Origin of the sequence: Actinacidiphila oryziradicis (assembly GCF_005047355.1) — a bacterium.
GTDB classification, from domain to species: Bacteria; Actinomycetota; Actinomycetes; order Streptomycetales; family Streptomycetaceae; genus Actinacidiphila; species Actinacidiphila oryziradicis.
The window spans coordinates 1-11,290 of sequence record NZ_SUMC01000166.1 but is presented as its reverse complement, the minus strand read 5'-3'; the positions used below and the strand labels follow the sequence as shown (position 1 = coordinate 11,290).

Genomic DNA, 11,290 nt, shown 5'->3' with positions numbered 1-11,290 from the left:
GCATCCACGACCTCCACAAGAGCGATGGCACGACAGGCCACTACTCCCACGGGACCGCCGACCCTACGCCCGACCAGCGAAAACGCATCCCTCAAGTCCGGAAAGACAACAGCTTCTCAGCTTTCCGTCCTGTCTCGAAGCGTGTAGCCGGCCGTTGATCGCGCCGGACGGGTCGTTGCCTCCCGCAGTTACCGTGCCCACAGGGCTAGGGGCTGCGCGATGGGCTTCGGACAGCCGCAGCATGTGCGGCCTCCTCGACGGCTACCCACAGCCCATCCGGGTGGGCTCGTTCGATGTGGGCAGCCCGCAGAACCTTCATGTCACTACGTTCACCGGCCTGTTCGGCAATGTGCACGCCTCCCAGTACAATCTGCTGTCCTGCAATCTCGCCGCCGATCGAGCGGTTTTGACGGCCACCTACAACAGCATCGTCGCCTTGGCGGTCGTGAGCCTGGCGAAGCAGAAGGTGCTCTTCGAGCAGAACTACCCCGACACACCGAACGTGGTCACCGCCGCGGTGGTGGCCCCCAACGGGCTCAACCTGGCGATTGAGCACGCCGTGCAGCCCGTGCGCCCCTCTCAGTCCCCCGCGCTTGCAACCTGCCACTCCACACAGCGCTCTGGTCAGCCGCTAAAGATCTGCAATGTCGCGCCGCTGGCGACCGCTCCGCCTCAAGTGCCCACCAGCGTCGACCTGTACAAACTGATCGGAACGCCCCGTTCGATCGGCCGGATAGACGACCGCGCCGTCGCGGGCTGGTCCGGCGACGGTAGCCGACTCATCGCCGAGACTCCGAACGGGCGTGGCAGCTTCAGCGGCTTTCAGGTACTCCGCGTGAGTGACGGCCATGTCGTGTGGCAGACCGCTGAAAATCTCAGCGGAGAGACCAGCGCCCCCGGCGTCACCAGCGTCGTTGTGCAGACCTATGACGTTCCCCACAAAAAGACCACCATCTGGATTGTTGATGCCCTCGGCCGACCCAAGCGCCTGGAGATGAGTGGCCAACTGGTTCTGTAACCGGACACCCCGGACAGCCCGGTCTGCGGCTGTCCGGGGTGTTTTCGCAGGTCAGCGCTCTAACCGGACAGTCGGACAATCCGGACCGTTTGGAGCGGGTTAGGGAATCGCCCGGTGTCGTCCTCCTGGGCCGCGCAGAAGCCGCACAGGGTGCCCCGGGCGGGCAGGGAGTCGTCGCCGACGGTGTCGCAGGGCGTGCACAGCCGGTGCAGATAGGGGGATTCGGCTGAGATCAGGCTGTCGTCACCTTCGGCGCCGCCGTCCAGCTGGAACACAACGCCGTGCGAGTCGTCCGCGGGGGAGTAGGAGCGGCCGGTGACGGTGCCGGTTCTGACGGGAGTGGAGATCCGCACGCTGGGCGTTGCCTATGCGGCGGGGACGTCGCCGCGCTGCGCGCGTTCGGTGTTCTCGGTGGTGCGGTTGTCGTTGCGGACGGCGCGGCCTGCTTCGGTGAGGTAGTGGCGGACAAGGGCCCGGCCGGTGGCGCTGCGCTCGGTGCGGGCCTCGGCCAGGCCGAGGCGGACCAGGGAGGTGAGGGTGTTGGGGCGGGCCTCGACCTGTCGGCCGGTCGTGGTGGTGATCGCGAGTCGCTGGGCCTTGCTGAGCTTCGCGGGGCTCTCCTCGGTGGGGAAGGGGCGGGGCCCGGACGGTCACTGGAAGGCGCGGTGAACGGCCAGGGCCAGCATCCGGACGTGCTCGGGCCACGTCAGCCGGTACAGGGACGGGTACTCCTGGGACTGGCCGTCAACGCTGACCGTCCACGGGCTGTCGCTCCAACTGGCCTGGGTGTCGTGGCGGATGACCACTTCGTGGCCGTCGGCGGTGAACTCGGCGCGGCGTTGTCACGTTGTTGGGTGTGTGGGTGTCTGGCGGTGTGTCGGGGCGTGGTGGGGCCCGGTTCCGGGCCTGTGCTCAGGGCGCGATGGGCTGGGCGGTGACGCCGGTGATCTGCTCCCAGATGGCGAAGCGAGCGGAGCTTGTCCGTGACGATCACCCGCGGCATGCCGCCCGTGTTCTTCAGCAGGCGGCGGAAGAAACGCCTGGCCGCGGCGGTGTCCCGGCGGTTCTGCACGAGGATGTCGAGGACTTTGCCGTCCTGGTCGACGGCCCGCACAGGTACGTCAGCTCACCGTTGATCTTGATGAACACCTCGTCCAGGTGTCATTTGTCCCCGGGCCGGGGCTGCCGGCGGCGCAGTGCGTTGGCGTAGGTCTGCCCGAACTTCCGACACCAGCGGCGGACCGTCTCGTGGGAGACGGTCACGCCACGCTCGAGCATGAGTTCTTCGACTTCGCGGAACGACAGCGGGAAGCGGAAGTACAGCCACACGCAGTGGGAGATCACCTCGACCGGGTACCGGTGCCCCTTGTACGACGGCGACGTACTCTCCACGGACGACTCCCCTCCACCACGATCAACCCGAAGATCATCCCACCCCATCAGCCAACGTGACAGCGCCGCTGCGCGGCCTGACCGACCTGCTGCCGACCGACCCGTGGCCGGTGCGCCTGACAGTCGACACCAACGCGCTGATCGACAACCCCGGTCTCGCTGCCTACACCGGCCAGATCGGCCCGCGCTACATGGCACACCTGTTGCCGGTGGTGCTGCGCGAGCTGGACGACAAAAAGCGTGCTGGTCGGACCGAGACGCTGCGCGAGGACGCCAAGAAGGCCGACCGTCGGCTCAAAGGGCTGCGCAACAACGGCGACGTCACCCGCGGCGTCCGAGTCGCCGGCGACGTCCACGCCATCTTCGAGTACATCGAGCCCAAGTCCGACGCTCTGCCCGACTGGCTGGACCTGACCGTGCCGGACGACCGGTTCATCGCCTCCACGCTGCTGCTGCAGTCCCGGCACCCCGGGTCGGCCTGGTTCGTTGCCACCAGCGACATTAACCTGCAGACTAAACTGCACGCCGTTGCGCTGCCGTTCATCGAGCCCTAACGGTGACGCGCGGGCAGCCGGCACACCGCTGCTGCTCGTCAGCAGCGGCGGCCAGTCGGACGCTGCTATCCCGCTGCGGCGACCGCTTCCGCGAGACCACCCCCCATAACATCGCCAACGAGCAGGCCCAGGCGTGTGCCGCCGCGGGCGGGGGCATCGGCGTCACCGGTGTCGGGATCTTCCTCGGCCCCAACGACGCCGTCACCGCGATCCTGGGTGGCAACTTCCGCCGCGTCGCCGCGCTGGTGCGGCAGTAGCTCGAGCTCGAGCGACCCTCATGGCAGCAAGCGGGCGCATTTTCCCTCCGCCCACCCCGTCACTGCTGGGAGCATGGTCGGTATGAGTACCGCCGTTCTCCCCCCGTCCTGGCCTGGCCGCTCGGAGCGGGCGCAGTTGTTCCCGGATCAGGCGCAGGGTGTGGCGCGGGCGATGCGGCATCTGCGTCGGCCGGGTACCCGTGCCCTGTACGTGTCCGCGACCGGCACCGGCAAGACCCTGGCCTCGATCCGGATCGCCGACGCGCTGGACGCCCGTCTGGTGTTGTTCGTGGTGCCGACCCTGGACCTGGCGGTGCAGACCGCGTTGGCCTGGCGCGCGGACGGACACAGCGAGCACATGTTGATCGTGTCCTCCCTGGACGCCTCCGGCCACGACGCCCTGGCCGCGCACCGCGTCGGCTCGACCGGCGACTACCGCGCCCTGGCCGGTCTGATGGCCGTCGTGGGGGAGGGGGAGGACCAGACCCCGGCTTTGACGGTGATCTGCACCTACGACTCCCTCGACAAGATCGAGAACACCCGTCACAGCCGTTTCGACGTGCCCCCGTTCGACCTGGCGGTCATGGATGAGGCGCACCGGATCGCCGGCCGCGCGGACAAGAAATGGGCGGCCGTCAACGACGCCACCCGCATCCGCGCCGAGCGACGCCTGTACATGACCGCCACCCCGCGGCTCCTGGCCGGCCCGGAGTTGTCCGAGTCCGCCGACACCTCCCGTCCCCGCCGCCGGCACACCGCCGCACCGGACCTGGACTCCTACGCCAATTCGATGAACAACGAGGCCGTCTACGGCAAAAAGATCTTCGAATATCCCCTCGCAACAGCGATCGCGGACGGCCGGGCCGCGGACTACCGCATCGTGGTGCCCACCCTCACCGACGCTGAGCTGCGTGAGCGCCTCAACCTCCCCACCCCCACCGAGGACGGCAGCCCTGGCGCCGATGACGCGCTGCGCACCACGGCCCTGCACCTGGCCGTCCTCAAAGCGATGTCCGAGCACGGGCTGCGACGGGTGCTGGTGTACTTCAACCTCGTCCAGGACGCCAAACGCTTCGCCCGCGAGCTCGGCCACACCCTGCGCCAACTGCGCCGCACCGCGCCCGAGCTGTGCCCCGACGTGGATCCGAAGCTGTTCTTCGTCTACGGCGAGCACACCCCGCAGCAGCGCACCGCCATCTTCGCCGACTTCGCGGCCGCGCCCTTCGCGATTCTCGCGAACGCGAAGCTGATCGCGGAGGGCATCGACATCCCTTCCGTCGACGCGGTCGTCTTCGCCGACCCCACCCGCTCCGTCCGCCGCTGCGTCCAGGCCCTCGGCCGGGCCTTGCGCCTGTCGGTGAGCGGCAAGGTCGCCAGCCTGGTCATCCCCGTCTACATCCCGGCGGGCGCAGACCCGCAGAACATCCTGGGCACCGCCTACGAGCCGGTGTGGGCAATCACCACCGCCCTGGCCAGCCACGACCACCGCATCGCCGAACGGCTGCCCGACAAGGCCAACCGGCTGCCGAAGGAGACCAGCGAGCTGATCGCGCACCGCTGGCACTTCGACTTCACCGTCCACCCTGAACGCATCGCCAGAGCGATGGACCTGGCCTGCTTCGACCCCCGCGACGCCGCCTCCCGCCCCCGCCGTGAAGGCCTGGCCGCAGCCCAGGCCTTCCACGACGAGTTCGGCCACCTCGACGTCCCCGCCGACTACACCGACCCCACCGGCTACACCCTGGGCCGCTTCATCACCGGCATGCGCGACGCCCACACCACCGGCCGCCTGGACACCGACTGGATCACCGAACTCGACGCCCTGAACATGATCTGGGACAAGCACGCCGCCGCCTGGCGCGCCAACCTCACCACCGTGACCGCCTACCACCGAGCGCACGGCCACCTCGCTATTCCCGCCACCGCCCCCGGCGGCGCCTTCCTGGCCGAACAGCGCTCCCTGGCAGCCAAGGACCAACTCGACCCCCGACGGGCCGTCGACCTCGCCGCCGTCGACCCCGACTGGCAACTGCCCCACGGACCCGACTGGCACCGCAAATACCACCTGCTGCGCGCCCACCTCGCTGCCGGCCACGACCCCGCCGCCCTGCACCTGGACACGCTCATCGGCCCGGTCAAGGCCGGCCGCTGGCTGCACGGCCAGCTCACCCGATGGACCGCCCTCCACCCCGGCCAGCGAACTCTCCTCGCCGCCATCCGCCTCACCCCGACACCAACCCCCTCACCGCGCCCCGCCGCACCCGCCGCAGCTTCCAGCAAACCGTCCAGCTCCTGGAGTTCTTCATCACCCGGGAAGGCCGCGCCCCCACAGCCCGCGAGGAGATCGTCGTCGACGGCGAGACCGTGAAGATCGGGCCCTGGTTCGCCAAGGCACGCAGTAACAAGCGCGCCGGCGCTCTCCCGCCCGAGCACGACGCCTTGGTGGCGCCGCTGTTCGACGGCGACTGGACCGACGACTCGACCCCTCCCGTCTCCCTCGTCTAACGACCCGGGAGGGTCGTCCGGTGACCTGGGCACTCATCACTCTCATGACCCGGCGCCTGACCCACACACCGACGGCCCAAAGGCGCCCTCCGGAGGAGCAGGCGGCGTCGGGAGGGCCGAGGATGGGAGCATGCCGGACAGGTCAGCCGCCGTCGATGAGCAGGCGGTCCTTGATGAGCTGTACGGGCTGCGGTCGGACCGCTTCACCGCCGCCCGCACTGGGCATGCCGCCCGTGCCCGACAGGCCGGCGACCGTGCGCTCGCGGCCCGGATCACCGCACTACGACGCCCGACGTTGGCCGCGTGGGCCAGCAACCAGCTGGTGCGGGCCCATCCCGGACAGGTCGAGCCGATCCTCCGCCTGGGGGAGGGCCTGCGCCGGGCTCACCGCGAGCTGGACGGCGGGCGCCTGCGCGAGCTCACCGAGCAGCAGCGCGCCCTGGTACACGCGCTGTCGGTGCAGGCCCGCCGGCTCGCGGCTGAGGCCGGGCAGCCGCTGCAGGAGGCGGCTGTCCAGGAGGTCGAGCAGACCCTGCACGCGGCGCTGGCCGACCCCGATGCCGCCCAGCAGTGGGCCGGCGGCCGGCTCACCCGGGCCCTGGCCGCCGCCGTCGACCTGACCGGCGCCACCAGCCGGCTCACCCGGCCGGCCGGCACCGAGGCGCCGTCTCCTCCCGCACGTCACCGAGCCGGACGGCGTGTGGGCGGCGCGAAGAGTGCTGTTGCCGACCAGAACCGCCGCGAGCGTGAGCAGCGTGAGCGACAAGAACGGATCACGCAGGCCCGCCGCCAGGCCGAGACGGACGCGCGGGAGGCAGCCGCCCGCGCGGACGACGCCACCACCGCCCGCCAGGCCCTCTACATCGCCGAAGCGGACCTGACGCTGGCCGAGTCCGACGTCGAGCGTCTCACCGGCGAGCTGCGCCGGGCCGAAGCGGTCCAGCGGCAGGCGCGGCGGGGGGCCGGGCAGAGGTGGCAGGAGGCCGATGCAGTCGCGCAGCAGGCCCGGCAACGGGCCGCGGACAGCGCCGCCCGCGCCAAGGAAGCGGGATCATCCTGAGCGCGTCTCCTTACGGAGGCTCAACGCCCGGTCGAAGTACGGCCCGCTACGGCGGTGCCGCACGGCGTTTGGGGGTGGCCACCGGGCTGCGCCTTCGCTTCCGATGGTGACCTGCCCGGCGCCCCGGCGGCAACTCCGGTGGCCGGGCACGGAACTGGCTGCCCTACCGTCCCTGACCAGCCTGGATACCGCTCTGCGGATACCAGGAGGGAAAGTACGTCGCCGTACGGATCTCCAAGAACGACCCGTGTATACCCGCGTCAGTCTGCGGGTACGTACCCGTACCCGTAGACTGACGGTATGAGTGAAGGGACCCTGTCCATGCCTGATGCCAATGTCCGTATCCCCGCCGAGGCGCGGGACCGGCTGTCCGAGATTGCGGCCGCCGAGGGCCTGTCGCTGCGCGCGTATCTGGCCCGTCTCGCCGAGAGCCTGCTGACCCCGGCCGAGCGCTCGGAGCGTGCCGAGCGGGCCCGCGCCGCGTTGCGGGAGTGGAGCGGCTACGATCCCACCGACACCGAGCGGACCGACCTGGACGCCGAACTCGACCGCCGCCTCCACCAGGCAGCCGCCCGGTGACCACCGCTCTGCACGTCGTCCTCGACGACACGGCCATGGTCGCCGCCGGCCGCGGCAACCGCCTGGTCTCCCGCCTCATCCACCGCGCCCACGCCGAAGCCGGCTGGTACCTCTACGCCCCGGCCTGCGCCCTGGTTGAAGCCGACCGCGCCCGCCCCGGCACCGCCGAGCACATCGCCGCCCTGCCCTCGATCACCGTGGTCGACCTCGACCTGTCCGCAGCGCTGGCCGTGGCACGCGAGAGCACCTGGGCCGCCGCCCACACCCGCCACGCGGCCTTGCCCACCCCCGAACGCCCCGGCGGCGCGGTTATCGCCACCACCGACCCCGGCCGGTGGACAGGACAACCGGTCAGGATCTTGGACCTCACCAACTGAAGCGGTCAGCCGATCCGGCCCAGGCCGACTCTCGCGACCGACACATGCGCATGACGACAGCTCTCCCCCGGACCCGGGGGAGAGGGGGCCAACCCAAATATCTTTGTAACTCGGTGCCTTGACATTACTTCAGCCTGTGTGCTGACCGCCCCCGTTCAGTAGGCCGAGGCACCTGGGGCGGGCTCACTCCGGAACCGGCGTTCCGAACCTGCACCGCGGCCCCGGCTCGTGGCAACGCACCCTGGACGGCATCCGCCACCTGATCGACCTCGGGCTGCCACCCCGCGTCGCCCTGACCGAGACGCAGGAGAACACGCCTGAGATCCCAGCGGTGTCCCGGCTCCTGGCCGGACTCGGCCTGCCTGCCGACCACTTCGCCGTACGCCCTTTGCTGCGCCGCGGCTTCTCCCAGACCGGCGTGGAGATCGGCGAGGACTCCAGCATTCCCGAACTGACCGTCACCGCCGACGGCCTGCACTGGCACCCCGCCGGCGCCGACACGGCCACCAGCCCGGACATGCACCTCGCCCCCGCCGGAACCCCACTGGACGTGGGCAAACAACTGGTGACCGAGCGGTTCTTCACCGCCCGCCTCACCGACGGCAGCCTTCCCCGCCCCGTCCACTGCGCCATCTGACCACCAGCACAAGCTAGTCACGCCGCGAGACCTACTCCATGCCGGGACCCGGGCCGGGCTGCTCCTGACACCCGCGGGCACCCGGCAGATGGTGAGTTCACTGTGACCGGGTGAGAACTTCGGCCAGCTCCCGCAGGTCGTGCGCAGTGTGAGTGGGTGCGGTCATCACCCGCGGGTAGGGGGGTGCGCCACGTTGCAGCCATGCTGCCTGCAGGCCTGCGCGGCGCGCTCCGTCGATGTCCCAGGGATGGACGGCAACCATTAGGGTCTCGGCGGGGTCGGCGGGGTCGGCGGTCAACTGGTCGGTGGCGTAGCGGTAGGCCGCTGCCGCCGGCTTCCACGCCCGTACGGTACTCACGTCCAGCAGAGCCTCGAAGTGTTCGAGGAGTCCGGCTCGGGCCAGCAGGCGCTCGGTAGTGGCGGTGGCGCCGTTGGTCAAGGTGGCCAGGCGCAGACCGGCGGCATGCAATTGCTCGACGCCGTGGGGGACGTCGGGGTGTACGTCCAGGTTGTTGAAGCCGTCCAGGATGCGGGTCACCGCGTGGTCGAGGTCGCCGTTCCAGCCGTCCAGGCCGGCAGGCCGCGCAGCCCGGCCTCGGCTACGTCCCGGAAGTCCGCGTAGGCGCCGGCTGCGGTCAGCGCCAGTCCGTCACGCAGCACACCGGCGAACCAGGTCGCCAGCAGGTGGCCGGGCGCGCCCACCGCCTCGAACCGGCCGCGCAACGGGGAGAGGTCGCTCAGGGTCTCGTTGACGTCGAAAACTACCAGGCGTACTGGCGCATGCATGGTCTCTAGCTCCTTGGTTGTTGTTGCCGCTGGCGGAGTGGCTCACGGCGGGATCAGGCTCTGCGCAGGTCGGTGAGAGCAGCTTCCACCGCCCGGTGGAAGGTCGGGTACGCGTAGATCATGTGCCGCGGCCGCTCGATGGGCACCTCGGCCTGGATTGCGACCGCGAGGCCGTAGAGGACCTCGCCGCCGACCGGCCCGATGGAGGTGGCGCCGACCAGCACGCCGCGGTCGGCTTCCTCGACCAGTTTGATCAGGCCCTCGTTGCCTGCCTTGTGGATCCAGCCGCAGGTGGAGGAGGGAAGCTGGGTAGTGCCGGTTTGTACGCGCAGACCCTGCTCCCGGGCGGCCTGCTCACTCAGGCCCACGGAACCGACTTCGGGGTCGGTGAAGGTCACCCGGGGCAGAGCGCGGTAGTCCGCGTCGGGTCCCGGCTCGCCGAGGATGGCGCCTACCGCGATCTCCCGCCTGGTACAGGGCCACGTGGGTGAACAATCCCAGTCCGGTCAGATCGCCGACCTGTTGGGTGCCAAAAGTCTCGTACTGCGCTGAGCTGGGGGTTCGGCGGACCGGCGTGATCTTGGTCAGGCGGCGTTGCGGTACTCGTGGATCAGTCCGCCGAGGACGTCATGGCGCTGGATGCGCTGCGGCGGGGAAGGGGAAGACGTCCGGGTTATCGGCAGGAGCACGCAGGTCCAGGGCCCGGTGCGGCCGTCCGGAGTTGTCGTGCTCGGCGTACTGGGCGAGGACTCGCCGGGCATGCTGCTCGTTGTAGATCAGCAGCCGGTCGGGCCGGCCTTCTGGGGCTGGGACAGGCCGTGTGCGGGCCGTGGTGGGGTTCGGGCTGCTGGCCTCGGTGTCGTCCTCCTGGGCGGCGCAGTGGCCGCACAGCGTGCCCCGGGCGGGCATCAAGTCGTCGCCAACGGTGTCGCAGCGGGTGCACAGCCGGTGCAGGTAGGGGGAGGTGGCGGAGATCAGGTTGTCGTCACCCTCGGCGCGGCCGCCCAGCCGGAACAGGACGCCGTGCGAGTCGTCGGCGGGGGAGTAGGAGCGGCCGGTGGCGGTGCCGGTTCTGACCGGCGTTGAGACCCGCACGCTGGGCGTTGCCCATGCGGCGGGGACGTCGCCGCGCTGCTCGCGTTCGGCGTTCTCGGCGCTGCGCATGTCATTGCGGACGGTGCGGCCTGGCCCGGTGAGGTGGTGCCGGACAACGGCACGGCCGGTGCTGCTGCGCTCGGTGCGGGCCTCGGCCAGGCCGAGGCGGACCAGGGAGGCGAGGGTGTTGGGGCGGGCCTGGACCGGTGCGCCGGTCGTGGTGGTGATCGCGAGTCGCTGGGCCTTGCTGAGCTTCACGGGTGCTCCTGAGAGAGGCGGGGCAGGGCTCGGGTGACCGGGCCCCGGTGGGGGTGGTCAGCGTTCGGCGCGGTGGACTGCCAGGGCCGGCCGGCGGACGCGTTCGGGCCACGTCAGCCGGTACAGGGACGAGTAGCGGTCTCCTCGAAGTACCGCACGTCGGCGACGGCGTGCCCCCCATGCGGCGACGGTGTCGGCAAGCTGCCGCGTGACCTGCTGCGCCAGGCGCGGCGTCGAGAGGTCACCGTCCACGGTGACGACGGTCCGGCGACCCGCGGCCTTGGTCTCACCCGCGACGGGGGCGGCGAGCGTCTTGTTGAGTTCGTCGTAGTCCAGGACGCTGCGCCTGGGCGTGCCCGCGTCCGCGGGGACGGTGACCGACTGCGGGGAGCAGTGCCAGGCGCGCAGGTCCAGATAGGTGGCGCGGGGACCATCCCCGCGGGTGCGGGGCGCAGCCGCTTCTCGGCGGGCTTTGAACCATAATTGTGGATCAGGAGGCCCCGGTCAGGTTGATACGTCGATGCCGTAGCGGGTCGCGAGCGAGTCCACGCTCAGAGCCTGGCCGCTGAGGTCGAGTACGTCCGGATCATCGGCCAGAGCGGTCTTCGGCGGACTGCGAGGTGGCCAGGTCCAGGTGCTCCACGAACTGCATGACCCCTTCGGTGCGCACCAGCCCGGGATGCACGGCGATCGAGGTCACGCGGTGCGGGCGTAGCTGGAGTGAAGCGGCGAGGGCGAGGCGGTCGTCGGCGGCTTTGGCCATCCCGTACGC

The 11,290-nt window shown here is 70.4% G+C and carries 16 protein-coding genes and 2 pseudogenes; 9 read left to right on the top strand and 9 right to left on the bottom strand.

The features are described from left to right. Window positions 1-241: 241 nt before the first annotated feature. Complete coding sequence (locus FCI23_RS51350) at window positions 242-1,018, top strand: hypothetical protein (protein ID WP_136730826.1); 777 nt, start codon at window positions 242-244, stop codon at window positions 1,016-1,018. A 59-nt stretch (window positions 1,019-1,077) separates the two neighbouring features. On the opposite strand, the gene FCI23_RS51345 is transcribed toward FCI23_RS51350, so the two are convergent. The 3 genes and pseudogenes from FCI23_RS51345 to FCI23_RS51340 form a co-directional block, all read right to left on the bottom strand. Further along, entirely contained in the window at window positions 1,078-1,371 is a 294-nt protein-coding gene (locus tag FCI23_RS51345; RefSeq protein WP_136730825.1) for a hypothetical protein, read from the bottom strand. Between the two features lie 297 nt (window positions 1,372-1,668). Further along, window positions 1,669-1,824 (bottom strand): hypothetical protein, encoded by a 156-nt coding sequence (locus FCI23_RS57735; protein ID WP_169317397.1) that lies wholly within the window; start codon window positions 1,822-1,824, stop codon window positions 1,669-1,671. 127 nt (window positions 1,825-1,951) lie between these two features. Beyond that, a pseudogene (locus tag FCI23_RS51340) lies at window positions 1,952-2,410 on the bottom strand (IS6 family transposase); the annotation flags it as partial. Window positions 2,411-2,466: 56 nt separating this feature from the next. On the opposite strand from FCI23_RS51340, the gene FCI23_RS51335 reads away from it, so the two are divergent. The 8 genes from FCI23_RS51335 (at window position 2,467) to FCI23_RS51305 (ending at window position 8,379) form a co-directional block, all read left to right on the top strand. Beyond that, complete coding sequence (locus tag FCI23_RS51335; protein ID WP_136730824.1) at window positions 2,467-2,964, top strand: PIN domain-containing protein; 498 nt, start codon at window positions 2,467-2,469, stop codon at window positions 2,962-2,964. 2 nt (window positions 2,965-2,966) lie between these two features. Beyond that, on the top strand, window positions 2,967-3,221 hold the full coding sequence (locus tag FCI23_RS58915; RefSeq protein ID WP_211265846.1) for a hypothetical protein: 255 nt from the start codon (window positions 2,967-2,969) through the stop codon (window positions 3,219-3,221). A gap of 82 nt (window positions 3,222-3,303) precedes the next feature. Then, window positions 3,304-5,589 carry a DEAD/DEAH box helicase gene (locus tag FCI23_RS51325; RefSeq protein ID WP_246144855.1) on the top strand — a complete coding sequence of 762 codons (2,286 nt, stop codon included), beginning with the start codon at window positions 3,304-3,306 and terminating at the stop codon, window positions 5,587-5,589. After that, a complete protein-coding gene (locus FCI23_RS61820; protein ID WP_246144854.1) occupies window positions 5,586-5,726 on the top strand; it encodes a hypothetical protein in 141 nt (46 codons plus the stop codon). Before FCI23_RS51325 ends, FCI23_RS61820 begins: the two co-directional genes overlap by 4 nt. A 130-nt stretch (window positions 5,727-5,856) precedes the next feature. Next, a complete protein-coding gene (locus FCI23_RS51320) occupies window positions 5,857-6,786 on the top strand; it encodes a hypothetical protein (RefSeq protein ID WP_136730823.1) in 930 nt (309 codons plus the stop codon). 321 nt (window positions 6,787-7,107) lie between these two features. Next, window positions 7,108-7,365 carry an Arc family DNA-binding protein gene (locus tag FCI23_RS51315; protein WP_136730828.1) on the top strand — a complete coding sequence of 86 codons (258 nt, stop codon included), beginning with the start codon at window positions 7,108-7,110 and terminating at the stop codon, window positions 7,363-7,365. Between the two features lie 35 nt (window positions 7,366-7,400). Then, window positions 7,401-7,742, top strand: a complete 342-nt coding sequence (locus tag FCI23_RS51310) for a PIN domain-containing protein (protein ID WP_407646154.1) — start codon at window positions 7,401-7,403, stop codon at window positions 7,740-7,742. A 331-nt stretch (window positions 7,743-8,073) separates the two neighbouring features. Then, window positions 8,074-8,379, top strand: coding sequence for a hypothetical protein (locus tag FCI23_RS51305; protein WP_136730822.1), 306 nt, complete (start codon window positions 8,074-8,076; stop codon window positions 8,377-8,379). Window positions 8,380-8,476: 97 nt separating this feature from the next. Here the strand turns inward: FCI23_RS51305 and FCI23_RS61815 are convergent, their stop codons facing one another. The 6 genes and pseudogenes from FCI23_RS61815 to FCI23_RS57730 form a co-directional block, all read right to left on the bottom strand. Then, window positions 8,477-8,917, bottom strand: coding sequence for an HAD family hydrolase (locus FCI23_RS61815; protein ID WP_246144853.1), 441 nt, complete (start codon window positions 8,915-8,917; stop codon window positions 8,477-8,479). Continuing rightward, window positions 8,914-9,165: an HAD family hydrolase gene (locus FCI23_RS61810; protein WP_246144852.1), complete on the bottom strand. Its 252-nt coding sequence runs from the start codon at window positions 9,163-9,165 to the stop codon at window positions 8,914-8,916. The genes FCI23_RS61815 and FCI23_RS61810 overlap by 4 nt, the downstream gene beginning before the upstream one ends. A gap of 53 nt (window positions 9,166-9,218) precedes the next feature. Continuing rightward, on the bottom strand, window positions 9,219-9,563 hold the full coding sequence (locus FCI23_RS61805) for a hypothetical protein (RefSeq protein WP_246144851.1): 345 nt from the start codon (window positions 9,561-9,563) through the stop codon (window positions 9,219-9,221). Between the two features lie 229 nt (window positions 9,564-9,792). Beyond that, complete coding sequence (locus FCI23_RS51290) at window positions 9,793-10,518, bottom strand: hypothetical protein (protein WP_136730821.1); 726 nt, start codon at window positions 10,516-10,518, stop codon at window positions 9,793-9,795. 57 nt (window positions 10,519-10,575) lie between these two features. Then, a complete protein-coding gene (locus FCI23_RS51285; RefSeq protein ID WP_136730820.1) occupies window positions 10,576-10,770 on the bottom strand; it encodes a hypothetical protein in 195 nt (64 codons plus the stop codon). Between the two features lie 334 nt (window positions 10,771-11,104). After that, window positions 11,105-11,290, bottom strand: a pseudogene (locus FCI23_RS57730) (hypothetical protein); the annotation flags it as partial.

Excerpts from the sequence above, each read along its gene's own strand:
- FCI23_RS51310 (WP_407646154.1), top strand. The coding sequence starts at position 7,401 with ATGGTCGCCGCCGGCCGCGGCAACCGCCTGGTCTCCCGCCTCATCCAC.
- FCI23_RS61810 (WP_246144852.1), bottom strand. The coding sequence starts at position 9,165 with ATGCATGCGCCAGTACGCCTGGTAGTTTTCGACGTCAACGAGACCCTG.
- FCI23_RS51350 (WP_136730826.1), top strand. The coding sequence starts at position 242 with ATGTGCGGCCTCCTCGACGGCTACCCACAGCCCATCCGGGTGGGCTCG.
- FCI23_RS51315 (WP_136730828.1), top strand. The coding sequence starts at position 7,108 with ATGCCTGATGCCAATGTCCGTATCCCCGCCGAGGCGCGGGACCGGCTG.
- FCI23_RS51325 (WP_246144855.1), top strand. The coding sequence starts at position 3,304 with ATGAGTACCGCCGTTCTCCCCCCGTCCTGGCCTGGCCGCTCGGAGCGG.
- FCI23_RS51320 (WP_136730823.1), top strand. The coding sequence starts at position 5,857 with ATGCCGGACAGGTCAGCCGCCGTCGATGAGCAGGCGGTCCTTGATGAG.